General features: G+C 42.4%; 26 protein-coding genes and 3 pseudogenes. 6 read left to right on the top strand and 23 right to left on the bottom strand.

Annotation, left to right across the window (positions count from 1 at the left end; genetic code table 11):
• Nucleotides 1-151 precede the first annotated feature (151 nt).
• Nucleotides 152-1,432: a citrate transporter CitH gene (gene citH, locus KHQ79_RS13430; protein ID WP_225515573.1), complete on the top strand. Its 1,281-nt coding sequence runs from the start codon at nucleotides 152-154 to the stop codon at nucleotides 1,430-1,432.
• A gap of 182 nt (nucleotides 1,433-1,614) precedes the next feature.
• On the opposite strand, the gene bglS is transcribed toward citH, so the two are convergent.
• Entirely contained in the window at nucleotides 1,615-2,343 is a 729-nt protein-coding gene (bglS, locus tag KHQ79_RS13425) for a beta-glucanase (RefSeq protein ID WP_225515571.1), read from the bottom strand.
• Between the two features lie 193 nt (nucleotides 2,344-2,536).
• Between bglS and KHQ79_RS13420 the strand changes: the two genes are divergently transcribed.
• Complete coding sequence (locus KHQ79_RS13420; RefSeq protein WP_225515569.1) at nucleotides 2,537-2,695, top strand: MerR family transcriptional regulator; 159 nt, start codon at nucleotides 2,537-2,539, stop codon at nucleotides 2,693-2,695.
• Between the two features lie 123 nt (nucleotides 2,696-2,818).
• Here KHQ79_RS13420 and KHQ79_RS13415 read toward each other — a convergent pair whose 3' ends face one another.
• From KHQ79_RS13415 to KHQ79_RS13400, 4 genes are all read right to left on the bottom strand, one after another.
• Nucleotides 2,819-4,243, bottom strand: coding sequence for a glycoside hydrolase family 1 protein (locus KHQ79_RS13415; RefSeq protein WP_225515568.1), 1,425 nt, complete (start codon nucleotides 4,241-4,243; stop codon nucleotides 2,819-2,821).
• A 20-nt stretch (nucleotides 4,244-4,263) separates the two neighbouring features.
• The gene (locus KHQ79_RS13410; RefSeq protein ID WP_225515566.1) at nucleotides 4,264-6,096 is read right to left on the bottom strand and encodes a beta-glucoside-specific PTS transporter subunit IIABC; all 1,833 of its coding nucleotides are present in this window, start codon (nucleotides 6,094-6,096) and stop codon (nucleotides 4,264-4,266) included.
• A gap of 315 nt (nucleotides 6,097-6,411) precedes the next feature.
• Nucleotides 6,412-7,245 (bottom strand): transcriptional antiterminator LicT, encoded by an 834-nt coding sequence (gene licT, locus KHQ79_RS13405; protein WP_044454766.1) that lies wholly within the window; start codon nucleotides 7,243-7,245, stop codon nucleotides 6,412-6,414.
• Nucleotides 7,246-7,341: 96 nt separating this feature from the next.
• Nucleotides 7,342-8,022, bottom strand: a complete 681-nt coding sequence (locus KHQ79_RS13400; protein ID WP_225515564.1) for a hypothetical protein — start codon at nucleotides 8,020-8,022, stop codon at nucleotides 7,342-7,344.
• A 206-nt stretch (nucleotides 8,023-8,228) separates the two neighbouring features.
• On the opposite strand from KHQ79_RS13400, the gene KHQ79_RS13395 reads away from it, so the two are divergent.
• Nucleotides 8,229-9,515 (top strand): MFS transporter, encoded by a 1,287-nt coding sequence (locus KHQ79_RS13395; protein ID WP_225515562.1) that lies wholly within the window; start codon nucleotides 8,229-8,231, stop codon nucleotides 9,513-9,515.
• A gap of 18 nt (nucleotides 9,516-9,533) precedes the next feature.
• Here the strand turns inward: KHQ79_RS13395 and dbpA are convergent, their stop codons facing one another.
• Complete coding sequence (dbpA, locus tag KHQ79_RS13390; RefSeq protein ID WP_225515560.1) at nucleotides 9,534-10,973, bottom strand: ATP-dependent RNA helicase DbpA; 1,440 nt, start codon at nucleotides 10,971-10,973, stop codon at nucleotides 9,534-9,536.
• Between the two features lie 81 nt (nucleotides 10,974-11,054).
• Complete coding sequence (locus KHQ79_RS13385) at nucleotides 11,055-12,203, bottom strand: rhamnogalacturonan acetylesterase (RefSeq protein ID WP_225515558.1); 1,149 nt, start codon at nucleotides 12,201-12,203, stop codon at nucleotides 11,055-11,057.
• A 165-nt stretch (nucleotides 12,204-12,368) separates the two neighbouring features.
• Here KHQ79_RS13385 and KHQ79_RS13380 point away from each other — a divergent pair, with 165 nt between their 5' ends.
• Both KHQ79_RS13380 and KHQ79_RS13375 read left to right on the top strand, forming a co-directional pair.
• Nucleotides 12,369-12,704, top strand: a complete 336-nt coding sequence (locus KHQ79_RS13380; RefSeq protein WP_225515556.1) for a PadR family transcriptional regulator — start codon at nucleotides 12,369-12,371, stop codon at nucleotides 12,702-12,704.
• Nucleotides 12,705-12,706: 2 nt separating this feature from the next.
• The gene (locus KHQ79_RS13375; RefSeq protein ID WP_225515554.1) at nucleotides 12,707-13,264 is read left to right on the top strand and encodes a DUF2812 domain-containing protein; all 558 of its coding nucleotides are present in this window, start codon (nucleotides 12,707-12,709) and stop codon (nucleotides 13,262-13,264) included.
• 18 nt (nucleotides 13,265-13,282) lie between these two features.
• Here KHQ79_RS13375 and KHQ79_RS13370 read toward each other — a convergent pair whose 3' ends face one another.
• The 16 genes and pseudogenes from KHQ79_RS13370 to KHQ79_RS13295 all read right to left on the bottom strand — a co-directional run bounded on the left by KHQ79_RS13370 (nucleotide 13,283) and on the right by KHQ79_RS13295 (nucleotide 22,285).
• Nucleotides 13,283-13,720 carry a hypothetical protein gene (locus KHQ79_RS13370; RefSeq protein WP_044454778.1) on the bottom strand — a complete coding sequence of 146 codons (438 nt, stop codon included), beginning with the start codon at nucleotides 13,718-13,720 and terminating at the stop codon, nucleotides 13,283-13,285.
• A gap of 221 nt (nucleotides 13,721-13,941) precedes the next feature.
• Complete coding sequence (locus KHQ79_RS13365; RefSeq protein WP_266131953.1) at nucleotides 13,942-14,295, bottom strand: DMT family transporter; 354 nt, start codon at nucleotides 14,293-14,295, stop codon at nucleotides 13,942-13,944.
• A 237-nt stretch (nucleotides 14,296-14,532) separates the two neighbouring features.
• A pseudogene (locus tag KHQ79_RS13360) lies at nucleotides 14,533-14,650 on the bottom strand (hypothetical protein); the annotation flags it as partial.
• A 17-nt stretch (nucleotides 14,651-14,667) separates the two neighbouring features.
• Nucleotides 14,668-15,123 carry a hypothetical protein gene (locus tag KHQ79_RS13355; protein WP_225515552.1) on the bottom strand — a complete coding sequence of 152 codons (456 nt, stop codon included), beginning with the start codon at nucleotides 15,121-15,123 and terminating at the stop codon, nucleotides 14,668-14,670.
• A 13-nt stretch (nucleotides 15,124-15,136) separates the two neighbouring features.
• Nucleotides 15,137-15,433 carry a YxiJ-like family protein gene (locus tag KHQ79_RS13350; protein ID WP_225515550.1) on the bottom strand — a complete coding sequence of 99 codons (297 nt, stop codon included), beginning with the start codon at nucleotides 15,431-15,433 and terminating at the stop codon, nucleotides 15,137-15,139.
• Complete coding sequence (locus tag KHQ79_RS13345) at nucleotides 15,426-15,755, bottom strand: hypothetical protein (protein WP_225515548.1); 330 nt, start codon at nucleotides 15,753-15,755, stop codon at nucleotides 15,426-15,428. The genes KHQ79_RS13350 and KHQ79_RS13345 overlap by 8 nt, the downstream gene beginning before the upstream one ends.
• Nucleotides 15,756-15,780: 25 nt before the next feature.
• Nucleotides 15,781-16,263, bottom strand: coding sequence for a hypothetical protein (locus KHQ79_RS13340; RefSeq protein WP_225515546.1), 483 nt, complete (start codon nucleotides 16,261-16,263; stop codon nucleotides 15,781-15,783).
• 30 nt (nucleotides 16,264-16,293) lie between these two features.
• Nucleotides 16,294-17,052 (bottom strand): hypothetical protein, encoded by a 759-nt coding sequence (locus KHQ79_RS13335; protein ID WP_225515545.1) that lies wholly within the window; start codon nucleotides 17,050-17,052, stop codon nucleotides 16,294-16,296.
• Between the two features lie 24 nt (nucleotides 17,053-17,076).
• Nucleotides 17,077-17,565, bottom strand: coding sequence for a DUF2716 domain-containing protein (locus KHQ79_RS13330; RefSeq protein WP_225515543.1), 489 nt, complete (start codon nucleotides 17,563-17,565; stop codon nucleotides 17,077-17,079).
• A gap of 518 nt (nucleotides 17,566-18,083) precedes the next feature.
• Nucleotides 18,084-18,410, bottom strand: a pseudogene (locus KHQ79_RS13325) (DNA-binding protein); the annotation flags it as partial.
• Between the two features lie 228 nt (nucleotides 18,411-18,638).
• Complete coding sequence (locus KHQ79_RS13320) at nucleotides 18,639-19,055, bottom strand: YxiG family protein (protein WP_060399843.1); 417 nt, start codon at nucleotides 19,053-19,055, stop codon at nucleotides 18,639-18,641.
• Between the two features lie 50 nt (nucleotides 19,056-19,105).
• Nucleotides 19,106-19,487, bottom strand: a pseudogene (locus KHQ79_RS13315) (hypothetical protein).
• On the bottom strand, nucleotides 19,481-19,951 hold the full coding sequence (locus KHQ79_RS13310) for a YxiF family protein (protein ID WP_060399845.1): 471 nt from the start codon (nucleotides 19,949-19,951) through the stop codon (nucleotides 19,481-19,483). Before KHQ79_RS13310 ends, KHQ79_RS13315 begins: the two are co-directional and overlap by 7 nt.
• Nucleotides 19,952-20,231: 280 nt before the next feature.
• Complete coding sequence (locus KHQ79_RS13305) at nucleotides 20,232-20,579, bottom strand: hypothetical protein (RefSeq protein WP_225515541.1); 348 nt, start codon at nucleotides 20,577-20,579, stop codon at nucleotides 20,232-20,234.
• 241 nt (nucleotides 20,580-20,820) lie between these two features.
• The gene (locus tag KHQ79_RS13300; RefSeq protein WP_225515667.1) at nucleotides 20,821-21,756 is read right to left on the bottom strand and encodes a DMT family transporter; all 936 of its coding nucleotides are present in this window, start codon (nucleotides 21,754-21,756) and stop codon (nucleotides 20,821-20,823) included.
• 67 nt (nucleotides 21,757-21,823) lie between these two features.
• Entirely contained in the window at nucleotides 21,824-22,285 is a 462-nt protein-coding gene (locus KHQ79_RS13295; protein WP_225515539.1) for an SDR family NAD(P)-dependent oxidoreductase, read from the bottom strand.
• Nucleotides 22,286-22,947: 662 nt separating this feature from the next.
• Here KHQ79_RS13295 and KHQ79_RS13290 point away from each other — a divergent pair.
• Nucleotides 22,948-23,712, top strand: coding sequence for a TerC family protein (locus KHQ79_RS13290; protein ID WP_060399847.1), 765 nt, complete (start codon nucleotides 22,948-22,950; stop codon nucleotides 23,710-23,712).
• The last annotated feature ends 188 nt before the right edge of the window (nucleotides 23,713-23,900 follow it).

Below are 23,900 nucleotides of genomic sequence, written 5' to 3'. Positions count from 1 at the left end.
CATTCTTCATATAAACTGCTAATCCGCTCAATAGGATTTTAGGTCTACATATCAGGATGAGGTCATACACATTTGAAATAAGCCTTCTTCTCAAAAAGAAAATGTGGAAGCGCTTACTGATAATATGCTGTTAAATGGGGGAGGTCATATCGTGCTTGCCATACTCGGGTTTGTGATGATGATTGTCTTTATGTACCTTATTATGTCTAACCGGCTTTCTGCTCTTATTGCGTTGATTGTTGTTCCTGTTGTGTTTGCCCTGATCAGTGGATTTGGCAAAGATCTTGGCGAGATGATGATTCAGGGCGTAACAGACCTCGCTCCTACCGGCATCATGCTGTTATTCGCCATCCTTTATTTCGGCATTATGATTGACTCAGGTTTGTTCGATCCTCTCATTGCTAAAATCCTATCACTTGTCAAAAGAGATCCGTTAAAAATCGCCGTCGGCACCGCGGTTCTGACGATGACCATTTCGCTGGACGGGGATGGGACAACAACCTATATGATTACCATTGCGGCGATGCTGCCTCTTTACAAACGGCTCGGCATGAACCGTTTGGTATTAGCGGGAATTGCAATGCTCGGTTCTGGGGTCATGAACATTATTCCGTGGGGCGGGCCGACAGCGAGGGTTTTGGCTTCCTTAAAATTGGACACGTCGGAGGTCTTCACGCCGCTGATTCCCGCTATGATCGCCGGCGTTCTCTGGGTGATCGCCGTTGCTTATATCCTCGGAAAGAAAGAGCGAAAGCGGCTAGGCGTCATTTCGATTGAACACGCGCCGTCCTCCGATCCGGATGCAGCGCCGCTCAAGCGTCCCGCTCTCCAATGGTTTAACCTGCTGCTGACTATCGCTCTGATGGCCGCTCTGATCACCAGCCTGCTTCCGATCCCTGTTCTTTTTATGATCGCGTTCGCCATCGCCTTGATGGTCAACTATCCAAATGTCAAAGAGCAGCAGAAACGGATCTCGGCGCATGCGGGAAATGCGTTAAACGTTGTGTCCATGGTGTTTGCGGCTGGTATTTTCACAGGCATTCTCTCCGGCACAAAAATGGTCGATGCGATGGCACATTCTCTCGTTTCACTCATCCCTGATGCCATGGGCCCGCACCTGCCTTTGATCACTGCCATTGTCAGCATGCCATTCACCTTTTTTATGTCGAATGACGCCTTTTACTTCGGTGTCCTTCCCATCATTGCAGAAGCCGCTTCCACTTACGGAATAGACGCCGCTGAAATCGGAAGGGCCTCCTTGCTGGGTCAGCCCGTGCATTTGCTCAGCCCGCTTGTGCCTTCCACCTATCTATTGGTCGGAATGGCAGGCGTCAGCTTTGGCGACCATCAAAAATTCACCATTAAATGGGCCGTGGGGACAACGATTGTCATGACGATTGCAGCGCTCTTGATTGGGATTATCTCGTTTTAATAAGAAAAGGATTTCCGCTGGCGGAAATCCTTTTGTTCTGTATCATCCGAAAACCTAAGATCAAAATATATATATCACATTGGATATTTTGAGTGAATAGAAGATATTCATGCCAACAACTTCTCACTACAATCATAAGAGCCTGGCTATATTGAGGCAGCAGGCTCTTATCACATTTGACATTATTTTTTTGTATAACGCACCCAGTCGTAATGAGCGTATAGCGGTGTTACACCATTGTAGGAACCGAGCCATTCATCGACACCCGTACCATTCCACAGGTTCATCATGATCTTTCCTGGTGTTGTCGGAATTTGGCTTGTCGCAGTATGTTTTAATTGCCCATCGACATACCATTTAATAGAGTTTGGCTGCCAATCGAACGCATACGTATGATAGGCATTAGCCGCATCAAATCCGAGATCCACTATCTTCTCATGGTTTCCTACACCATTTGTGTAATAGTTAAATTGAACCTTTGTTGTGTCTTTTCCTAAAAATTCAATATCAATCTCATCCCAAGGAGTTCCATCCGTTGGGCCTGTGTATGTGAAGAACGATGAAACGATCCCTGTGTTTTTAGCTGGTTTCATTCTGACTTCATAAAGTCCATAGCCATATGCTTGAACAGACCGGTTTTCCCCGCAGTCAAACTTGTTATAAGATGGACTTGTTAGCGCCAAACGCATTTCACCTAATGACGTCATGGATACGTTATTTGCACGCCAAGTGCAGTTGAACATATTTCCATTTGAATAACCATTTGCTTTTTGCCATAAACCGGAGTTATAGCTGTTAAAAGGGTCAAAAAACGATCCGCCTGTTTGAGCCGAGGCAGTAGAAGTGATTGCAGACAAACTCATAAACAATCCAGTGACAAAAAGCAACAACACTCGTTTCAGATAAGGCATATTGGCATTCCCCTTTCATTGAAAGCGTTTTCTATGTTGATCTTACATGATTCTTTTAAAAGGGAACATCGGTCATAATAATGATAATAACGAATCCTAGAATCCTGTAACTATCACTTTTAGATTGAATAATTAATTTGGCTTTGCGCCTTTGGATACTTAGACCCAACTTTAACAAAATGAAGGTAATGAGATGTATCAAATTCAAAAAGTAAAGAACATGTTTGGTATTCCTTCTTCAACGCAGCGGTTTTATGAAAAGGAAGGAATTCTGCCCAAAATTAAACGGATGCAAGCGGTCATCGTAATGACTGTTTCCAGACAAAATCCATGTGATCCGTGTTCGATCTGACGAAGGCCGAAGAAAAAATGTCGTCAGGGTTATTCGTCAAGTGCAGATGAAGTATCAAATACTTGGTCTTCGGAGTTGTACATGGAAGACATTTATGAATCTATGTTCATAATTTTTATATTTTTAACTCCCCTTCAACACTTCACCGTTTGAAGCAATCACCTCTTTATACCAATAAAAGCTTTTCTTGCGGATTCGGCGCAGATCCTTCAGATCAAATTCATCACGGTTGACGTAAATGAAGCCGTAGCGTTTCGAGCAGCCCTGATGCGTAGAAATCAAGTCAATGGCTGACCATGGAGAGTAGCCGAACACATCGACACCGTCTGTGATGGCCCATTGAATTTGTTCGATGTGCTGTTTTAAATAATCAATGCGGTAATCGTCATTGACCGTATCATTTTCTTCTAATTGATCGAAAGCGCCAAGCCCGTTTTCTGTGATGATCAATGGCAGCTGGTAACGGTCATAGATTTCTCTCAGCGTGGATCGGAAACCAACCGGGTCAATCTCCCAGCCGAAGTCATTTTTCTTCAAATGCGGGTTGCTGCTGCCGCGGTAGACACCGTCTTCTCCCGTTTTCAAATGCTGGTCTCCTCCGCGTGCCACTTCATCCGATCCGTCGCCTTTGCTCGCTGCCGCTGTTTGAGAGGTGTAGTAGTTAAAGGCGATAAAATCAGGTTTCGCAGATTGCAGAAGCTCCATGTCACCATTTTCAATGACTGGCGTATAGCCTTTTTCTTTCATATAAGCCCACGCCGTTGTATTGTAGCGCCCATGAACTGCCATGTCTAAATAGAGCCAGTTCCGAATCGCATTATAGTTGAAAGCCGCCACAATATCCTCCGGTTTTGAAGACGCTGGGTAGATGAGCGCGATATTCGGAGCAGGGCCGATTTTGGCTTCCGGCAGCATGTCGTGGCAGAGGTTCATGGCTTTTGCCTGCGCCACCAGCATGTGATGGTTTTGCTGATACAGCTCTTTTTTCGGGTTTTTGAGAATCGGGTCAAGTGTGCCTAAAGCGCTGCCGTGAAGGATCATCATGTTTTGTTCGTTGATGGTCAGCCAGTACTTGACGCGGTCACCGAAGTGCTCAAACAACACCTTGGAATACCGTTCAAACGCATCAATTGTGGCTCTTTGCGACCAGCCGCCTTTTTTCTGCAGGGCATTCGGCAGATCAAAGTGATACATCGTAACAATCGGTTCGATCTTATATTTGAGCAGCTCATCAATCAGGTTGCTGTAAAATTCAATTCCCTTTTGATTGATGTCTCCGTCACCGTCAGGAATAATCCGCGTCCATGCAATGGAAAAACGGTATGCTTTAAAGCCCATTTCAGCAAACAGCGCAACGTCTTCTTTATAACGATGGTAATGGTCGCTGGCGACTTTAAAATCAGTTGTTCCCTCAGGATAGCTGTCGCGTGCGTCAATCACTGACGGCCCTTTTCCATCTTCGTTCCACGCGCCTTCCACTTGATAGGCAGAAGTTGATGCTCCCCACAAAAAATTCTCCGGAAATGCTGCAAGTGTTTTATAGTTCATTGTCTGTTCCTCCAATGGTTTTAGATTAAAGAAAAGATTCTTTCTTCTATTTTGACTTGCTTTTGATCTGTTTGAATGACGTCGGTATATTGATCTGCGTTTGTGATGACGATCGGCGTGTTCATGTCAAATCCCGCCTTTAGTAAGTCATCCAGGTCAAATTCAGCAAGCAAGTCTCCTTGTTTGACGGTTTGTCCCTGTACGACCTTAGGATAAAAGTGCTTACCCTCCAGCTTCACCGTATCAAATCCGAGGTGAATGAGGATTTCTGTTTCCTGATCAGTCACCATTCCAAATGCATGGCCAGTCGGAAAAACGGTTGATATCACGCCATCCGCTGGCGCAACGAGTCTGCCTTTCACCGGCAAAATCGCTATTCCCTTTCCGAGTGTCTCCGATGCAAACACTTTATCCTTCACTTCTGTTAGCGGAACCACTTTTCCTTCTAAGGGGCTGCTGATCTCTTCACGGCGGACTGCGGGTGCAGATGGCTCTGTTTTGATATCTGTTTGTTCTACAGGGTCTTCAAACCCGACAATATACGTTAGGATGATTGATAGAATAAAAGATACCGAGATTCCCAAGATAAAACCGGCAAAGCCCTGTCCGTAGAAAATCGGGATCGTCAATAGACCAGGTGCGCCTGAAGCGATGGCGACGCTGTGAGCCTGCCCGATAATCGCCCCGCCAACGGCCGCACTCATGACACCGCATACAAAAGGTTTTTTCAGCCTGAGCGTGACGCCGTAAACGGCCGGTTCTGTAATGCCAAAAATCCCTGTGACAGCAGCGGAACCGGCCAGCGCCTTTAATTTTTTGTTTTTCGTTTTCAGCATGACACCCACAGCAGCTCCCGTTTGTGCAAATACAGCTGCCGCTGTAGCCGGTTTAATCGAATCCTGTCCATTGACCGCAATGTTATTTAAAATGACCGGCACAATCCCCCAGTGGATGCCAAAGATGACAAGGATCTGCCAAAGTGCAGCGATCACAGCGCCGGCCAGAATCGGGTTAAAGCTGAAGATGGCCAGAATCGCAGACGCGATGGCATTTCCCGCGTTTACCCCAATCGGGCCGAAGACAATTAATGTGAGCGGTACAATGGTTACCAGACAAATCAGCGGGGTGATAAAGGTTTTCACACTATCATGAATCACCCGGTTCAAATACTTCTCAACATAACTCATCACAAAAATCGCCAGAATGATCGGGATCACAGTTGATGTATAGTTCATTAACACGACTGGAATCCCGAAAAAGTCCGTTTCCGCATTGCCGTTCTTCAGCTCAATGATCGTTGGATAGATAAGCGCCCCGGCAACTGTGACAGAAACAAATAGATTCGCGCCAAACTTTCGGGCAGCGGTAATAGCCAGCAAGAGCGGAAGAAAATAAAACAGGCTGTCCGCAGCGGCATACAGTATCGTATAAGTGGTTTCCTCTGGTTTGAGCCAGCCGGCATTTGTACATATCATCAGCAGGCCCTTTAAAATTCCCGCTCCTGCCATCACGCCAAGTAAGGGTGTAAAAATGCTCGATACGATATCAACAAGCCGTCCGAACAGATTTCCTTTCTGGGCAGAACGTTCAGCTCGGTCATCATTCAGCAGATGAGACATTCTTCCAATCTCTTGATACACCTCTGAAACGTGATTGCCGATCACGACTTGAAACTGTCCTCCGCTTTCCACTACAGTTACGACTTCATCCAAAGCTTCGATTTTATCTTTATCTGCTTTCGATCGGTCGTTTAGTGTAAAACGCAGGCGTGTCGCACAATGTACAAGGGAACGCACATTTTCTTCCCCGCCAACCAGCTGTAGTATATTTTTTGCCGCTGCTTGAATCCCCATTTTCCTCTCATCCCTTCTGCTAAAAAATAAAAAACCTAAACTACCCCTATCGCAATAGGAACAAGTAGTTTAGGTTTTGCCTGCCTGACCAGTAACAATCCTATGAAACACCCTCATTCGGTTTTTTCTGTAAAACGCCGTCATCACCATCCCTCTGAAAAAAATAAAAACCTAAATTACCATCAGCACAGACAGAGATCATCCGCACTCATTGTAATTTAGGTTTTGCCTGCTTATCAGTAACAATCCTAATATCACCGTATGTTGAATGTAAGAAAAAATTAACACAAGAAAATAAAAATGTCAACGCTTTCATTATGTTTGTTTGACGATCCTTTCTATGTGAATCGTTAAATACAGCAGCTCGTCACTGGTGAGCTTGTGTTCATACTCCCGCTCAATGTAGTTTTGGATTTTCTTCGTGCATTCATACGCGCGATGGTACTTTTCTTTCACCGTCTCCAGCAAAAAATCGTCCTGGCTTTCCATGTGTGTACCGTTAAAAAGACGCTGCGCGAAAAACTTTAAGTGGGTGACAAACCGATAATAGTGAAGAGATTCTTCGTTGAAATCAATCTTAAAATGGTATTTTACGATACTCAAAATCTCTTGCATGACTTTTGTAATGTTGATGATATTGGGCATCTCTTCGTTCAGCTCGGCATTTACGATATGCAGGGCAATAAAGCCTGCTTCATCCTCCGGCAGAGACACGCCAGTCTTGTTTTTTACCATTTCCAGTGCTTCTTTGCCGATCGCAAATTCGTCTTTATACAGCCGCTTTGTTTCCCACAGCAAGGCGTTTTTGATATCAAGCCCTTTCTGATTGCGCTGGATAGCAAAGTTAATATGATCAGTCAGCGACACATAGATGCTGTCATTGAGCTTTTTGCCGAGCCGGAGTTTCGCATAGCTGATAATCTCTTCGGATACTTCCATACACTCGATCGGTATATCATACAAAAGGGTTTTGAATTTTTCTGATACATCCTTGTTATCGAGCGTAAACACCTTCTCAATGCGGGCTTCATCGACATCATCGCCGGACTTTTTCTGGAACGCGAGCCCCCTGCCCATGATGACCAATTCTTTTCCCTGCTCATTGACCACGCTGATCACGTTATTGTTGATCACCTTCGCAATTTTCATGACATGTCCCTCCAATCAACTAAGAACAGACTACACCTTGATTGTACATTCTTTTTGTACTAGGTCAATATCATCAGGGAAAGAGCGGGGAGCAGTTCAATATAATTCACTCAGCACCGGCTGCCCGGGCTGTTTTTGAAGCAGCGCCTCCAGATGGCGTTCAAATGATTCTTTGTCAGCTCCCTGCTTCTTAACAATGCTGTTCATGATGTTGACGCTTTCGGCGCTGTATTGCGTATATTGTTTTTTCAGCTGATCCAGCTGCTGTCTTGTCTTCTTCGCGTTTTTCGGTGTGACTTGGCTGATGAGTTTGATCATACTGTCTGTGATCTCAAAAAAGGCGCCTCTATTTTCTTTTAGCTGCTGAATGTCGTTGCGGCTCTTTTCATGATTGCGGGTTTTTTGAAGCAAAGCAAAGGCCTCGCTGTTTTGTTTTTTGAGCGGTTTGTTTTCGAGTTGAATCGATTCAAGGTTCTCCTTCGCAATGTCTGCCTCTTCTTCAGTCATGCTGCTCCGGACGAAGTATTCAGGATTGCCGATTCCATAATCAAATGCTTCGCTTACGTGTATCATGGAACTGAATACAACGGCCAGCTGCCTATCACTCGGGAGGGCTTGGAAGTCCTGCTTTTTCTTATTGCTCATCGGTTTGGCTGCGGTTTGTTTTACCATCTTTTGATCACGATCTGCAAACGTCTGAGCCTCACCTTCACTTTCGCATGCGCTCATCGCAAGAACTGTGACCAGCAGGCTTATACACAAGCCTATTCGCCTCATGCTCTGTCTCCTCTCTGCTGAACCTCTTCTGGAAAATACGATAAAATATAGTTAAATGGTACCAGATAAACCTACGCCCAACAATAAATCAAAAGTATGATTTGAAGGGCAAAAACATAAACATTTTGTAAAAAATGACGACAATTCCATTCTTTTCAGGCCTATTTCTCGTACAATAGAAGTATCGTTACCGGAGAGGGGCTCTGATGATGAAACGTTTTACGAAACAAGAAAACAGCTGGGTTTTATATGACTGGGCAAATTCTGCTTATTCGATTGTGGTGACCACTGCGGTGTTTCCGTTATTTTATAAATCAGCGGTTGTGGAAAGCGGTGTCAGCGCTGCCCAATCGACTGCCTATTTGGGCTATACCATTGCGATTTCAACGTTTATTCTCGCCATGCTCGGGCCGATTTTAGGCACGATCGCCGACTATGAAGGATGCAAAAAACGGTTCTTCTGTTTCTTTGTGTCAGCCGGTGTCGCCAGTACCGCGATGCTTGCCTTTATCCCGAGTGAACATTGGCTGCTATTGTTGCTGTTTTATACGATATCGGCTATCGGTTTTTCTGGCGCCAATGTGTTTTATGATGCCTTTCTCGTTGACGTCACTTCAGAAAAACGGATGAATCTCGTCTCTGCACGGGGTTTTGGCTTAGGATACATTGGAAGCACGATTCCATTTATCATCAGCATTGCTGTCATCCTGCTTGCACAAGCAGAGACGATTCCGATGTCTGTATCTACCGCAAGCCAATTGTCCTTTTTCATAACGGCTGCCTGGTGGGGGCTGTTTACCATCCCGATGCTGAAGCATGTCCATCAGCGCTATTACATCAAAAGAGAACCTCATATCGTCATCAACAGCTTTAAGCGGCTCGGCCAAACGATGAAGCGGATTAGGCAGTACCGGGCGCTGTTCCTCTTTTTGCTTGCTTATTTCTTTTATATCGACGGAGTCGGCACCATTATTACGATGTCGACATCCTATGGATCTGATTTAGGGATCAGCCCCACAAGCCTCCTGATCATCCTGTTTGTCACCCAGGTCGTCGCCGCGCCGTTCTCGATTGTATACGGAAAACTGGCAGAACGCTTCACGGGGAAGACAATGCTGTACGTCGGGATCGTCATTTATATGATCGTCTGCGTGTATGCCTATTTTATGGAGACAACGCTTGATTTCTGGCTACTGGCTATGCTTGTCGCCACCTCGCAAGGCGGTATTCAAGCCCTAAGCCGTTCCTATTTCGCCAAGCTTGTGCCAAAGCGCCACGCTAATGAATTCTTCGGTTTTTACAACATTTTCGGAAAATTCGCCTCAATTATGGGGCCTCTGCTCATTGCCGTTACCGCCCAGCTGACCGGGAAATCCTCGACTGCGGTGTTCAGTCTGATCATTTTGTTTGTAATTGGTATTGTGATTCTTGCCTTTGTTCCGGAGGAGACCAGCGCCGATGTCAGCCAGCAGCAAAATGACCTGCCCCTTTAACTGGGAGCAGGTCATTCATCATTTATTCGCTTTATTCACCTTGAGCTTTTTCCCTTTGACAGTTGTGTTCTTCATCGCTTTGAGAACATGAGGGCCTTTTCCGTTTAAAATCTCCACGTAAGAGGCGTTATCCATGATCGTGATAATGCCGATATCATCAGCTGACACACCATCAATTTTGGCAATCGTTCCTACAAAATCAACGGCTCTGATTTTCTTCTTCTTTCCGCCGTTAAAATACAGCTTCATAATGTCTTTATTCAGCTCTTCGCTTTTGTCCTTTTTGGTTTCCGGCCGGTCATTCAATTTAGCTAGAAAATCAGGTTTCTTCTTTGCCACTTCCTCTTGAGAAGGGGCTTCTATTTTTTGAATTGCAAACCCGATATATTCTTCAATGTCGGCTAAAAACCGTTTTTCGAAGGCCGTGACAAACGAAATGGCCTTTCCTTTGTTTCCTGCACGCCCCGTCCGGCCCGTGCGGTGGACGTAGCTTTCCTTTTCAAGCGGCAGATCATAGTTGATGACAAGGGAGATATTTTCAATATCAATCCCGCGCGCGGCGACATCTGTCGCGACTAGGTACCGATACTCGCCCCGTTTAAATTCATTCATGACGTCGAACCGGTCTTCCTGAATCATTCCGCCGTGAATTTTATCGCATGGATACCCTAAGTCATCCAATTCATCGGTCAGATGATTGACATGCTCTTTCGTCCGGCAGAAAATGATACAGCTATCGGGATTCTCGGTCATCAGCACATCTTTCAGCAAAGGAAACTTATTCTCTTCTCGTACTTGAATCACCGCATGTTCAATATTTCTGGTGGTTAAGCCGGCCGCTTTGATTTCGATATGCTCGGGATTTTGCATATATTGACGGCTCAGCTTCTCGATATCCTCCGGCAGCGTAGCTGAAAACAGCATCGTCGTGCGCTCAACCGGAAGATGCTTGATAATCGCCTCCACCTGCTCGATAAAGCCCATATTCAGCATCTCATCCGCTTCATCAATGACTAAATAGGAAAGACGGTCTAACGGCAGCGTGCCCTTTTCGATATGATCCAAGACACGTCCCGGCGTGCCGACAACAATGTGGCTTTTTTGTTTAAGCTCAGCTTTTTGTTTTTCAAAGGATGATTTTCCAAACACGGCTGTTGCTTTGATTCGTTTAAATCTCCCGATGTTCGTGATATCCTCTTTTACTTGCACCGCCAGCTCACGGGTCGGTGTTAAAATAAGCGCCTGCGGCTTGTTTTCATCCCAATCCGCCAGCTCACAGAGAGGAATCCCGAACGAAGCCGTTTTCCCGCTTCCCGTCTGTGATTTGACGACAAGATCTTTTCGTTCAAGGGCAGCGGGGATCACGCTCTGCTGCACCTTGGTCGGTTCTGTATATCCCAGTCCTTCTAATGCTCGTAAAATGTCATGACTGATTTGATAGTTTTTAAAATGACTCATGTATAAACTCCTGTCTCTTGCAGATGTTCTCATTATACTCTAATTGGCGAAGGCATATGTGTTTTGCCGAAAAATGACGTATTAAAAGCCATCGATTCCCTGGCGTTTTAACTCCTGAACGGCCATTCGCGCCAGTGCGTCGGCCCCCGCGCGGTTCGGATGCAGCGTATCTCCGTCCATATACAGCGCGAGTGTTTTTTCCGGACCGATTGATGTAAAGTAAGCCGAGCTGAGGACATTTAAGTCAATGAGGTGTGTTTTTTCCTCTTCGGCTAAAGCCAAAATAGAAGCCCTGTACCATCGGTTTACAGACGTATGGATGCCTTCAGAAGTAAAATCTGTCGCCCGGCCCTGGGGTGTTGATAGGATGACTTCCGCTCCCTTTGCTTTCACCTGACGGATCATATCACGCATAATCTCCTTAAATTCCGCTTCAGATTCATTATGCTTCGGATTTGTGTCATTAATGCCCAGCTGCAAGATAAAATAATCACCCGGTTTGATGTACTTCAAGATCGCCTCGAGCTGACCGTCATTTCGAAACCCTCTCGCGATCTGCCCGCCAGACGCCATGTTTCTCACTTGAAAGGTGTGTTTGTCGATATAGTGAGGCAGCATCTGCCCCCAGCCCGCCTGCTTGCTGCTGTTGAGCGGATAATAATTGCACACCGTCGAATCGCCGCCGACATAAATGGTTCGATTGGTTACCGGCTGATCAGACAATTTCTTGATTTTTAAGGCGCTGAGCGAAAAAGCGGTGCCTGCCTTCCCCTCTGTCACCAGCAGATTCAGCTGCCCGTCGGTGACAGGAATTTGGAACGTATCCTCCGCGCCATCCCCTGTCATATTGATGACCTGAAACACGCCCTCCGCCGCCACACTGGCCCTTGCCGTATTGCCGAGCGTCACCTTTACCTCATAAAGGCCGTTCGGGAGATCCACATTAAACGTATTGTTGCTTTTCGTCCCATACGCCAAAAATTGTACGGCATCACTTTTCACACCAGTGCCGGATGCCGCCACATCCTTCATATTCTCCGGTGTCTGAAAACCGTAGCCCTTTGACCGGTCATAGCGATTAGACGCCCTGACACCAATGTAATCAGGCTCAACAGAACCGCTTCCAAAATCAAACTGATACACCTTCGGCTCCGCAGCTTTCATACTCTCAATCCCGCCAAACCCCAGCATCAACATCATCACAAAACCCGCCGCTATCCATTTTTTCATCAAGAAACCCCCCTCTATGAAAACGCATACATTAATGCATACTCGGTGATTGTTTCTTTATGATGACTGATTGCAGAAAAAAATTGCGTTGACAAATGAAAAGGAAGATTTTATTATATCAATAAGTGATATATCATTCATTGATACAAGAGATGAGGTGACCACTTGCCAAAGCAACGTCCGCAGGAAATGGATCAGCTTACCGATCCAGCCTATTATATTGTCTTAACATTGCTGGAACCAAAGCACGGATATTCGATCATGCAGGAGATTGAGGACATGACCGATGACTCCTTTACAATCGGCCCGGCTACCTTATATACATTGTTAAAGAAATTACTGCAAGAAGAAATCATTGAGCTTGTCAACAATGACAACCCGCGCCGCAAAGTGTACCAAACAACACGAAATGGCCAAGAATTACTCAAAAAAGAAATTCAGCGTAGAAAAGTGATGGCTGAACAAGGGGAACGCGCTTTTCAACAATTGAAAGGGGATTAGTCATGAAACAGAATAAATATATGATGTCCGAAGGATTGGCCTTTTCAGAAGAAAAGGATATGAAGAGACTAAGTGATATGGCCAGCAAAGGCTGGGTGCTCGATTCTTTTGCGTTTATGGGGTATAAGCTTAGAAAAGCTGAGCCGCAAAACCTGATCTACAGCTTAGACTATCGTGCCGTCGATGATCACAACATGGATGAATACCTTGAAATATTCGAAAATGCCGGATGGGAGCATGTTTGTTCTGAATACACCACACATATCTTTGCCGCTGCACCCGGAACGAAGCCGATTTACTCCGACCGTTCAACTATGATTGAAAAATATAAACAAAGTGAATATACCCTTCGCTATATCACATTGTTTATGCTCTGTCTTACCGCGGCTTTCACTGTCATCAGGAGTATGCTTATTTCTGCTGAAGCTTCCATACTTCATAACACCATACACATCCTTTTTATCTTTCTCATCGCCATCACTATTCCGGCTACCCTTACTTACGCAGCCGCTGTCTTCAGAATTTGGCGAGTCAAACGCAGAAACCCCAACCTTGAGTGAAGGCTGGGGTTTTGCTATTTAATAAAGAGAAGCGAATGTATAGTTAATCGTTTTTTTAGTTCCTGTATTACTGAATTTAAATCTGTATTTTGTTTTATAGCTCTTAGATGCTTTACTGTAGCTCAAGTTGGTATAACCCTTTTTCTTTGCATAAAACGTTTTAATGGTTTTCCACCCTTTACTTGTCTTCTGTTGCATCTCGGCTTTTATGTTCCCGCTCCCAGATCCGTTTGCATTAATGCTTGCATTCGTTCCTTGACCTGAATAAAAAATCTGAAATGTAGGTGAGTACGTATAGTTTTTGAATGAGCCTGAATGGTAATGGGTAGTCCAAATACTGCCTCTTTTCACCCAATCTTTTGCTTGAGCTTTGTTACCGGCAAGATCTATAGCAGTAAAGCTTGTCAATGCGATAACAAAAGCAACGAAGGTCATGATCAATTTCTTCTTTTTCATTATGTAATTCCTCCCACTCTTGTATAGTTCTTTTATCATCTTTAAATATGATAATCATGATTAGAAGATGATGCATCCTCCTAAAATACTAAATTACGGCGATTTATCATGCATCTCGCATACATAATGACTATAGACTCATTTCTTTAGATTCATTTCCTGTTCTGCTTGTAAAACAAAAGCAACTGCCTTCGACAGCTGCTTTTATCATTCGATATTCTTTACATTTGAGAATTCTCAGCAACCACATCCGCCTTCCCCCGCCTCCTGACAAGCGTCAAAGCCATACCCGCAAAGATCATTACGATGCCTAGTGTTTGATAGAGGTCTGGGTGGAAACCCGTAAAGACGGTATCGAGTACGATTGCGACAGCCGGGTCGAGGAAGACAATAATTGAAATAAATTTTGTTGATAAGAATCGCAAACTGTCAAAAAACAGCAAATAGACAATAACAGTATGGATGATACCGGTAGACACCACCATGATCCAGTTCCTCGGTGATTGTTTCTTTATGATGGCTGAAGGCAGAAAAAAAATTGCGTTGAAGAATAAAAATGAGGTGGGGAGTCTCAAGCAAAAGGGGGAAAATCAGTGTGACTTCTTGTCACACTTGATCACATCTCAACCTCCGCAATAGAAGCTTATTTGGTCTTCTTCGTCATACACATAATAACGGAGTCTTTCCCATTGATCATCAGTCGGTAAAATCTCCAATTCAACCCCATCGATGGATTCAAGATCATCCAGCTTCGATGCACTGATGTCTTCAAACCGCAAATGAATGTTGCAGGTTTGAGCTGAGAGTTTTAATTCAAACACAGGAATATGAATATAACGATCTATAGAAAGTAAACTCGTTTAATGTAAATGGACCTGTATCTACATCAGAAAGATGCTGTTTTATTTTCTCGTATTGTGTGATATTCATATGGATTCCTCCTCCTTTTATGTTTCATCGCCAACCATATAGATCTCCTCAGCATCGTATTCAAACCACATGATCCGTTCACCTGAGTCCGTTAGGCAATGGAGTTTCCCTTCGGAAAAATAGCTGTTATCTGGTTGAGGATCAGTGATCAGAAAAACATCATCATTGATGGAAGCTAACAGAAAGAGAAAATCTGCAATGCCCCGGTCTGTTTCATGTACTACGCATTGGAAATGAAATTGCCTTTTCGCCAGCTTCGTCACTTTGTAAGCATAGCCTTTGAAAAACTCTGTCAGGTCTTCTATAAATGAACCCCCCGTTATCACCTGTATCATGATTTGCTCATAGGCAAGCCCCTGCCAAAAACGATAAAAAGACTCAGCATCTTCAAGTTCGCATGACGTAACGGTTTGGTCAGTCTTAAGATCGATCATGTCCAAATTACCGATACTGCTTATAGAGGTTATTTCCATAAAATCCTCCTTATTAGTTGGACAGCGCAACGCAAATCTCTTGTCTGACTTGGTCATACAAGAGAATGTAATGATACAAATCAGTATCATTTTTGATCATATCCGGCTGTATTTCAGGATACAGTTCAAAAAAGCTTTTCTCCAACAAACGCCGCTGATGCCGGGGCATCCTTTTATTTGCCAGCACATAATCCAAACTGCCATCAACAAGCATAAAAAACTCATACACTTCCGCTTCAAAGCCGTACAATTCATCAGGATACGGCATTTCTTCAAGCTCTTGCTGTCTCTTTCTCAGCTTTTCAAACATGCGGTCCGCTCCCTTCCGTCACCTCATATCGCCGGCAATAAAAGCGGAACGTCTCCTCCTCCCATTCTTCCACAAGGTAGATGCCTTGCGGCTGCGGTTTTATACGGAGAAGCACATCAGACATGTCCTTTAGGGTTTCCAAATCTCGTATCGTAACGGCTGAAACGTCTTTGAATGTAAAAATAATTGAACGGAAATGATAAACAACTGCTAACTCAATCGTATAAATGGCGTCTCTATCTGTTTCTCGATAAAGACGCCATTTCTTGATATGCTGTAACAAAATTGGAGAAACTCCAGAAATATTCAATTCATTTGCCAATTTTGATTCCTCCGTTGACGCTTTCCTATACTCCATACTCACAGTAAGTCCTCAAATCAGGGAATGCAGCCTTTAACATCCTTTCTATTCCTTCTTCATTAACGGTAAAAATAAGATCTGATGAATCAAAAAAACCGACTTCAAAAACACATTCTTTCACAGGGGAGCTATAGTCATCTTCATAAAAGTCAGCATTCCCATCAACAAACGGAACTCGTGTTAAATCGTACGGTATCGTCTCTTTAGGCACAGCAGTTAAAATAGAAAATATCACATAAATCTCAAATTCATTTAATATACGATGAAATTCCTCACCTGTGATAAAAAGATAGTCTTCACGCTCGCCAATGATATCGTTCCAATGATTCTTATCCTCGGATAAATCCATCATATTCAAAATATCGCCAATGACCCAATTATACTCAGTGATAGGGAGAGGGAATTGTTTGAAAAAATCATTTAAAAGAAAAAGATCAGAATCAGCATATTCCAGACAATATCTGCTCATATGTACCTCTTCCCCAATAAAAGTCCCTTTTTACAACTCATACTTGATCAATTCCTCCATCGAGGTTCCCTTGAAATATTGATTAAGTACATCCTCAATACTCAAATGACCAAATAGCCCAATTGGATTACTAAAGGTCTTCCCCTGTTTTTTGTCAACTTCTATTAAATCACTCTCTGCCGCTAATGAATCGTCTTGGCTAATGAGATACTTTCCATCCTCATACATGACAAACGTTATAGCAGAATGATCAAATTTCTTCATCAGATCTATCGGCACCTTGGAAACAACCTTCCAGTTCCCCTGAAGAAAGCCTGTATATCCTGTATTCGCAATAAAAAGGGCTCTTTGCTTTTCTGCCATCATGAGAAAAATGTCATCTTTACTCAAGTGATCCTCTGTAAAAATATCAAAATACTGAATGAGAACATCATCATTTTTATCTGCTGCCAAATCTCCTTTTACCACTAATGCATATGTAAACTGATTGATTTGCTTTAAAGGGATTTCAATGACAACACCAGGCCTAACTTCACTTAAAGTAGTTCTTTTTTTCATCTTTAGGTTGATATCGGTGACTTGTTTTCCTTCTAATTCTTTAAAAAATGAATCGCCGTCTGAGTTTAATACCTGAAAGAGAGTATAAACAAATTCATTTAGAGTAGGCTTGCGATCCAATTGTTCAAGGAACACAGCGTGAAAATCTTCGATGGCGTCGTGACAAATATCCAAACCATCATCACTTACGAATATCTTTTTATTCTTATATTTCTCTTCCCAAAAGCCCATGTTTCACCTCGTTTTTCAGAACACTCATCTATTTTGAAACAGGATAGGCGGATATTTATCTATCGCCTTCAATAATTCTTCACCAAACACAGTGATTGTACATTTCCACGGGTCTCCCAAAAGTCCCCAAGAAAAGTCCTGATAAAAAAAGAAATAATAGTCTCCGTTTGGAAATACCGGAACAGGCCATTCGCCAAATTCATCCTTAGGCATTGTCTGATGAGGGCTAAAGATATATCCGTCATGCTGCCAATCGAATGCGTATATTACATCCTGCTCTCCAGTACATGATTGAAATGCTTTTAAAATAGAAGTCTCTAAATCATTCAGCACTCTGCTCACATCATTATGACCAGCTTTACTGCTCATCCCGCTTGAGATATCAAACACTCGATATGGATCAGGCGGGATGATGTGATGAAATCTGCTTCCGGGCTTCCATTTTATGAGCTGGTTTACTTCTGACCAGATGCGGTCTTGTTTTGTCTGACTTAAAGCGCGCCAATTCATCATTATCCCACCCTTCGGCATTATTGGATATCCTGCATATAGACACCAGAAGAGGTAACTGCGTAAACAGCGTTACTTGTCAGTTTCAGCTGTTGAACGTCTAGGGCTTCACCGTTCGAATCATAGCACCTCACCTCTTGCATCGGCAGACTGACATCAGCCGGAATGAGGGACAGTGAATGTTCATCTTTGCATATCCAAAACCCGTCATCTGAAATCGCAAGCTGTTCATAGACCCCTGAACTCTCTTTATCAGAAATAATCCACACTCGTTTCACGCCCGTCTCATCAAAGGCAGTAATGACTGTATAAGAGTAATACAGCATGTATATCAGTCCGTTTTTTTCTGCAAGTGCATAGCAGTCATCTACCACTGGCGCATATATTTCTGAAAGCTGTTGATCAATGTGAGTTTCCTTTAGTTGTCCGTCTAAAGTAAAGCACAGCACACTTTGTCCATTTGAGTTTTCATCATCATAAATGCCTTCATCACTTAAACCGACCCAAAGGTTTTGTTTCTCATCCAAAAGACAGCAGGAAACCCCGGAAGGCAAGTGAAAAGCACTTTTCACCCTTCCCTCTTCTGAAAAAACCTTTACCTTCGGCTCATACGATTCGTAATAAACGAGGACATAGCCATTTTCACATTGTTGAAAGAGCTGAATATCATTGTATGCAATCTTCTCTTTTACTTTAAAATCCCGAACAGCACCAGAAGGATCATAGATTGAAATGGTAATATCACCCTTCACACCTTTTCCAATGTAGACACGACCTTGTGAATCGACATAGAAAAAACAATCTTGGGTATTTATATTAATGATTTTATTCATGTTTAATTTTTTCATTGATATGCTCCCAGGTTAGAAATGAAGTGATAAGAATAATCCATTTATTAGCTATTAGTAACGGACCACGACATAAGATATTACAGCCTGGTTTCATTAATCGTATTGATATTTGGCTACTTTCCAATTTGGTCTTAAATCGCGATGACATCGCCGTTTACATTTTGTATGGCTGCTTTTATGCCGTATAAGAAAAGTGAGGCTGATAACCTTTCTTATGTAATGGATTTATTTAAGATTTAAATGATATGCATAAAACGATTGATCATCAAAGCGAACTGTTTCAGTTTCTATAGCAATCAGCATTCTGTTCATGTCAATGAGAAAATTAGCATTTGATTGATACTCCGGAATTATAGAATTTGATAGATTTCCGATTCCTTCCGGGTGATAACTGAATTCAAATACTTGCCAATTGTATTCCTCTGGATCTATTTTTTCTAATCTTATATCACCGTCACCTCCATTAAAATAAACAGAAGCAACATTTTGAAATAAAATTTTATGCAAGTATTCACCTTCACCTTCAACAACTTTAATTTCAAGTGAGAGCTCTTTTTTAAACACATTAAAATCTAAATGAAGGACACTGCACCCCTCATCTATATAATCAACCCATTCAATAATTGTTTTGTACATTGTCATCTCCTACCTCTTTTTAATCAATAACGCCTTACCACCAAGCAAAAAACAAATTACTCCATATATTGTTTTAACCAATCATTTAAATCATCTGTTGAATGCAAAAAATTTTCAGGAGAATCTTTCAAATCAATCCCGCTTAGAAGGATTAACATATCCCAGACTCTATCGTCTTCTACTTCGGGGTCATCCGCATAAACATAAGTGCCCGCCCAATCTGACACTTCTTCTCTTGTTGTTTGTCCATTTAAGACACTTTTGATTTTATTTATGCATTCTATTAGATTTGGCTCGCTCAATTTGATCACCACCGTATTCAAGTACTAAATGATTTGTTATTAGTATATAAGGCACCGTACTGATATTTAGATATTGAAGTTTTTTTCGTAAAAAATATGTTCCAAAAGGTTTCCTTTTAAGAAAGCAATCTACCAATATACAAGCTCACAGCCATATTCCGTGTGCAATATACATAAACCAAACTGACACTCAGGCTCAACCAAAATAAAACTATGATTGAGAAGCCCTTCGTCGAACCCAGTACATTCCAATAAGCCCTCAAGGTGCTCGAGACATTTTCCAAAAGCACAAACTAGCGCACCAATTTCGCTGCTGTATTGATGAAACAGCAGCACGTCCCGGTCATCATAAGCAACATATGACTGAGATGTTTTCAAGATCAGCTGTTTCGCTTCCGTTTTTCCGGGAGCATCAACCTGACGGATGTTAGCTGATATTGAATTTGATAAAATCAGCTCAAGCAATTGCTTGCTTTGCATCAGATCGGCAAAACGATAAGTGAAGCCCTTTTCTGCATAAGGGGCTAATTTTTCTTTCATTTCGCTCATCAACAAACGTCTTTTATTCTCGGCGAGTTTTTCGATTAAACTTTTTTGCACGGACCACACTTCCTATCGTCGCCAATTTCTCAAGTTCTTCTAATTTGACTAATCATCCTCTTGTTTTCTTTGTCGTTCATCGTTTAGAATCGTTCTAAAAAAAGCTTGTATCACTCAAGATATCAGCTTTTTTTCTATTTAGAATTCACCCAGTGGATTTTCTACAAAATGGAATAGTTGTTAAATGATATTTGAAATATTTTCTCTGTTTCTTGAACCTATTCTGATAGTCTCGGAATCTATTATTTCTATATGGCAGAAAACAACATTCAGTAAATCCTTAACAAGTGTTTTTTTCCGTTAAATGAACTCTGCTCAATATATCTTTTAACTCAACGTTTTTTTTCAATAAAATGATATTCTCATGAGCAACAATTGTATTTTCGTATTCTTCTGCTGATGTTTTCATAAAAGAAATTTTTTTATGATTAAACAAAGTATTTGTTTTTAAATTCGCAGAGTATATACAATCATTACTATCCTTATTTGAAACCGAGTAAGAATACATTTCATATTGTTCATTTTCTATATTTTTCAATACATCGAATATTATATGCTCTATTGTTTTATATTCTTTTTTAACCCAATCATAGTCATTGAGAGTTGATATTTCATAAAAATAGTACATTCACTTTTCCCCTTAATTGCAATTGAGAAAGCCTTTTTCCATCCCTTATCTAGAAACATATTATCTTGTAAAAGGGATCTAAATCCGCACCACGTGTCAAATGATTCGCTACGAAATTTGAAATAACTGTATTATTGATTTAACATGTTAGCGTCATTGAAATATGATTACAATGTTTTTTCTGGAATGTTTATGTTATTTTAAGAATCAAAAAAAGCTTAAGCCTTTTTACATTTTTTTATTATTGAATTTGTTCAATATCCTTACCCTCAGCTGCCACGTCCGCCTTCCCCTGCCTCCTGACAAGTGTCAAAGCCATGCCCGCAAAGATCATCACGATGCCAAGTGTTTGATAGAGGTCAGGGCGGAAGCCTGTGAAGACGGTATCGAGAACGATCGCGACAGCCGGGTCGAGGAAGACAATGATTGAAATAAACTTCGTTGATAAAAATCGCAAACTGTCAAAAAACAGTAAATACACGATGCCCGTATGGATGATACCGGTAGATACCACCATAATCCAGTTCCCTTGAGACAGATGGGCAAAAGCACCAAAATGAATAAACGGAATCAGGATGATGACCCCTAAACCGGTTTGCAAGAAGGTGGTCGTGTATGGGCTGAGGTTGTGAATGCCTTTTCCCAATAAAGTTGTGAACGCATAAAACAGTGCGGCGAGAACGGCCCAAATGATTCCTGATCCCATCAGCTGTGTAAATGAAGTGCTGCCGTTAATCCCGGAAATCAGCGCAGTTCCTAGAAAACAGATGATAATGGAGCTGACGGAGATGACATTTAATTTCTCTCTGTAGATGATGCTCCCCAGGAGAAGAACAAGCACCGGTGCAAGGTGATAAACGGAGATGGCGATCGTGACAGATGTTTCTTCAAAAGACTTAAACAAGAACACCCAGTTGAATACAAGAAAGAAACCGCACGCCAATGTTTGCAGCACTTCTCTCTTGCTCCATTTTTCGGTTTTATACTGCCCGGACACCAGCCAGCAAAAGCTTAAAAATAGCGTCGCGCAAAGGCAGCGGACAAAGACCAATTCAAATGAGGGAAGATTGGTATGCTCTGAGAAAAAGCCGATGGAACCGAAAATCACCATGGAGATGACCATTTTGATTATGGCTGTTGATTTTTGTTTTGGTATGATTGAGAGGTCTTGCTGCATCAAATGTATTCTACCTCCAGTTATGTATATGAAAAAGCACCCCAACTGTAAGGTACTTTTCCCTTTATTATAGTTTCTTGCCGGCCGTCCAGCCGCCGTCTATGACAAAGTTTGAGCCTGTAATAAAGTGCGCCTCATCAGAAGCCAAATACTTCATACAGGAAACGATATCACTCGGCTGCCCCCACGTATGGAGGGCATGATTATCTTTGATCAGCTGAACCATTTCATCGTCTTGAAAATACTCATCCGTCAATTCTGTTTGGATCACGCCCGGTGAAATGCTATTCACCCTGATTCCCTTTGACCCGAATTCCATAGCGAACTGCTTTGTCAGTCCGATGACCGCATGCTTGGAAGACACATAGGCAGCCCGCACAGGCTCTGCCATCAGCCCGGACACAGAGGCAATATTGATCATACAGCCTCGTTTTCCCAGCTTAGACCACAGCCTTGCCGCGTCCCGGGAAAGAATAAAGGCTGCTGTGAGATTAATGTATATGACTATTTGAATGATTCGGCTGATCATTCTAGAACAGGGGTGATTTTCCTTATTCCTGCTACGTTGATTAAGATGTCCGGAATCAATTGGCTATGTTCAAGCTTTGGTATCAAAAATTCTGCCTGCTGAACATCAGACAAGTCTGCTTCTTCCATGTGAAATTCACTGTTTCCTATAGATTCTGACAACTATTCGTTTGAATATCTACTCCAACGACCCGAAAACCGTCCGCTAGAAATTATTTTACCGCCGAAAAGTCGATTGCCGTTCCGCTATTTGCCCCAGTAATCATTATATTTTTTTTTCGCCATTTTACATTTCTTCTTTTTTCATTTTGATAATTTTACATAATCTTGCATACTATAGTTTGTTCATATAATTTAGCATTACGTTCCATCCTCTATTTTCCATATTTTTATCATACAGGAAATTGCCAAAAAACTCATTTGCTTTTTAAGGAGAGAGATCATTATGGTTCAAGCTGCAGGTGCACGATGAAATGAGCAGATGATTTTTTACATCTATATCTGTTCAAAAATGTCCTTCCAGGTGAATTTTTTTGTTAGCAAGAAAAATCAACCCAAGAAATACCAACCTGCTCAATAGAGTTAACTATAAATGAGAAGGGTAATACTGTTGATATCGAAACTTTTACGGCACACTTTACGTTTTAGAAAGGAAAGATGTTGATGGAGTCTATCTGGCTGGAATATGCCTGGACATTGTTGATCTTAATCGGATTAGAAGGACTGCTATCGGCTGACAATGCCCTTGTATTGGCAGTTATCGCCAAGCATTTACCCAATGATCAGAAAAAAAAAGCGATAAATTATGGAATCATAATGGCATTTGCCTTCCGGTTTGCGGCGCTTTTTGCCATTTCGTTTATCGCAAATGTCTGGCAGATTCAGGCGATAGGAGCAGCGTATCTTCTATACCTGGGCTTAAAGCATGTGATTAAGGCCCGTTTCGGGAAAAAAAGTGAGAATATTCATGAGGAGGACAAAGAGGAGGCTGCCGGGAAAGGTTTCTGGCCCACAGTCGGGAAAATTGCTTTAGCGGACCTCGCTTTTGCCATTGATTCGATTCTGGCTGCGGTTGCTTTAGCTCTCGGGCTTCCGGATTCACCACTTGATGATTTCGGCGGCATGGATGGAGGACAATTTATTGTTGTTGTCCTAGGTGGGATTGCCGGCCTTATCCTGATTAAGTTTGCAGCAACTTGGTTTGTAAAGCTTCTTAATCAGCGCCCTGCACTGGAAACAACCGCATATGCCATTGTGGCCTGGGTCGGTGTCAAACTGGTGGTCATTACCCTTGCCCATGAGGATATTGGAATCCTGGACCATCACTTTCCACACAGCACCACCTGGACGCTAATCTTCTATGGCGTATTAGTGGCCATTGCTTTATTCGGCTGGTTTGCGCCGGCCAATAAATCAGCAAAGAAATAAAGATATAAAAAGCAACAATGAATAGAAAACTGGAAAGTATATTGGGGCATCTAAACATATACTAATATTTGAAACCAAACAAGATAGAGGCGTCATCCCTTGCTGATCAAGGGGGCGCCTCTTTTAGATATTGTTGTTATAATAAAAACAAATTTTTAAAAGATTGTGTTTAATGAACAGTTTCGAAA

Origin of the sequence: Bacillus sp. TSO22 (genome assembly GCF_020223595.1) — a bacterium.
Lineage (GTDB): Bacteria > Bacillota > Bacilli > Bacillales > Bacillaceae > Bacillus > Bacillus inaquosorum.
Note: the sequence above shows the minus strand (reverse complement) of the source record. Positions and strands in the feature narration are given on the sequence as shown.

Bases quoted from the DNA above. Each gene is read 5' to 3' on its own strand.
- bglS (WP_225515571.1), bottom strand. From the start codon at position 2,343: ATGCCTTATCTGAAACGAGTGTTGTTGCTTTTTGTCACTGGATTGTTT.
- KHQ79_RS13420 (WP_225515569.1), top strand. From the start codon at position 2,537: ATGTATCAAATTCAAAAAGTAAAGAACATGTTTGGTATTCCTTCTTCA.
- KHQ79_RS13415 (WP_225515568.1), bottom strand. From the start codon at position 4,243: ATGAACTATAAAACACTTGCAGCATTTCCGGAGAATTTTTTGTGGGGA.
- KHQ79_RS13410 (WP_225515566.1), bottom strand. From the start codon at position 6,096: ATGGGGATTCAAGCAGCGGCAAAAAATATACTACAGCTGGTTGGCGGG.
- licT (WP_044454766.1), bottom strand. From the start codon at position 7,245: ATGAAAATTGCGAAGGTGATCAACAATAACGTGATCAGCGTGGTCAAT.
- KHQ79_RS13400 (WP_225515564.1), bottom strand. From the start codon at position 8,022: ATGAGGCGAATAGGCTTGTGTATAAGCCTGCTGGTCACAGTTCTTGCG.
- KHQ79_RS13395 (WP_225515562.1), top strand. From the start codon at position 8,229: ATGATGAAACGTTTTACGAAACAAGAAAACAGCTGGGTTTTATATGAC.
- dbpA (WP_225515560.1), bottom strand. From the start codon at position 10,973: ATGAGTCATTTTAAAAACTATCAAATCAGTCATGACATTTTACGAGCA.
- KHQ79_RS13385 (WP_225515558.1), bottom strand. From the start codon at position 12,203: ATGAAAAAATGGATAGCGGCGGGTTTTGTGATGATGTTGATGCTGGGG.
- KHQ79_RS13375 (WP_225515554.1), top strand. From the start codon at position 12,707: ATGAAACAGAATAAATATATGATGTCCGAAGGATTGGCCTTTTCAGAA.
- KHQ79_RS13370 (WP_044454778.1), bottom strand. From the start codon at position 13,720: ATGAAAAAGAAGAAATTGATCATGACCTTCGTTGCTTTTGTTATCGCA.
- KHQ79_RS13355 (WP_225515552.1), bottom strand. From the start codon at position 15,123: ATGGAAATAACCTCTATAAGCAGTATCGGTAATTTGGACATGATCGAT.
- KHQ79_RS13350 (WP_225515550.1), bottom strand. From the start codon at position 15,433: ATGTTTGAAAAGCTGAGAAAGAGACAGCAAGAGCTTGAAGAAATGCCG.
- KHQ79_RS13340 (WP_225515546.1), bottom strand. From the start codon at position 16,263: ATGAGCAGATATTGTCTGGAATATGCTGATTCTGATCTTTTTCTTTTA.
- KHQ79_RS13335 (WP_225515545.1), bottom strand. From the start codon at position 17,052: ATGGGCTTTTGGGAAGAGAAATATAAGAATAAAAAGATATTCGTAAGT.
- KHQ79_RS13330 (WP_225515543.1), bottom strand. From the start codon at position 17,565: ATGATGAATTGGCGCGCTTTAAGTCAGACAAAACAAGACCGCATCTGG.
- KHQ79_RS13320 (WP_060399843.1), bottom strand. From the start codon at position 19,055: ATGACAATGTACAAAACAATTATTGAATGGGTTGATTATATAGATGAG.
- KHQ79_RS13305 (WP_225515541.1), bottom strand. From the start codon at position 20,579: ATGTACTATTTTTATGAAATATCAACTCTCAATGACTATGATTGGGTT.
- KHQ79_RS13300 (WP_225515667.1), bottom strand. From the start codon at position 21,756: ATGCAGCAAGACCTCTCAATCATACCAAAACAAAAATCAACAGCCATA.
- KHQ79_RS13295 (WP_225515539.1), bottom strand. From the start codon at position 22,285: ATGATCAGCCGAATCATTCAAATAGTCATATACATTAATCTCACAGCA.
- KHQ79_RS13290 (WP_060399847.1), top strand. From the start codon at position 22,948: ATGGAGTCTATCTGGCTGGAATATGCCTGGACATTGTTGATCTTAATC.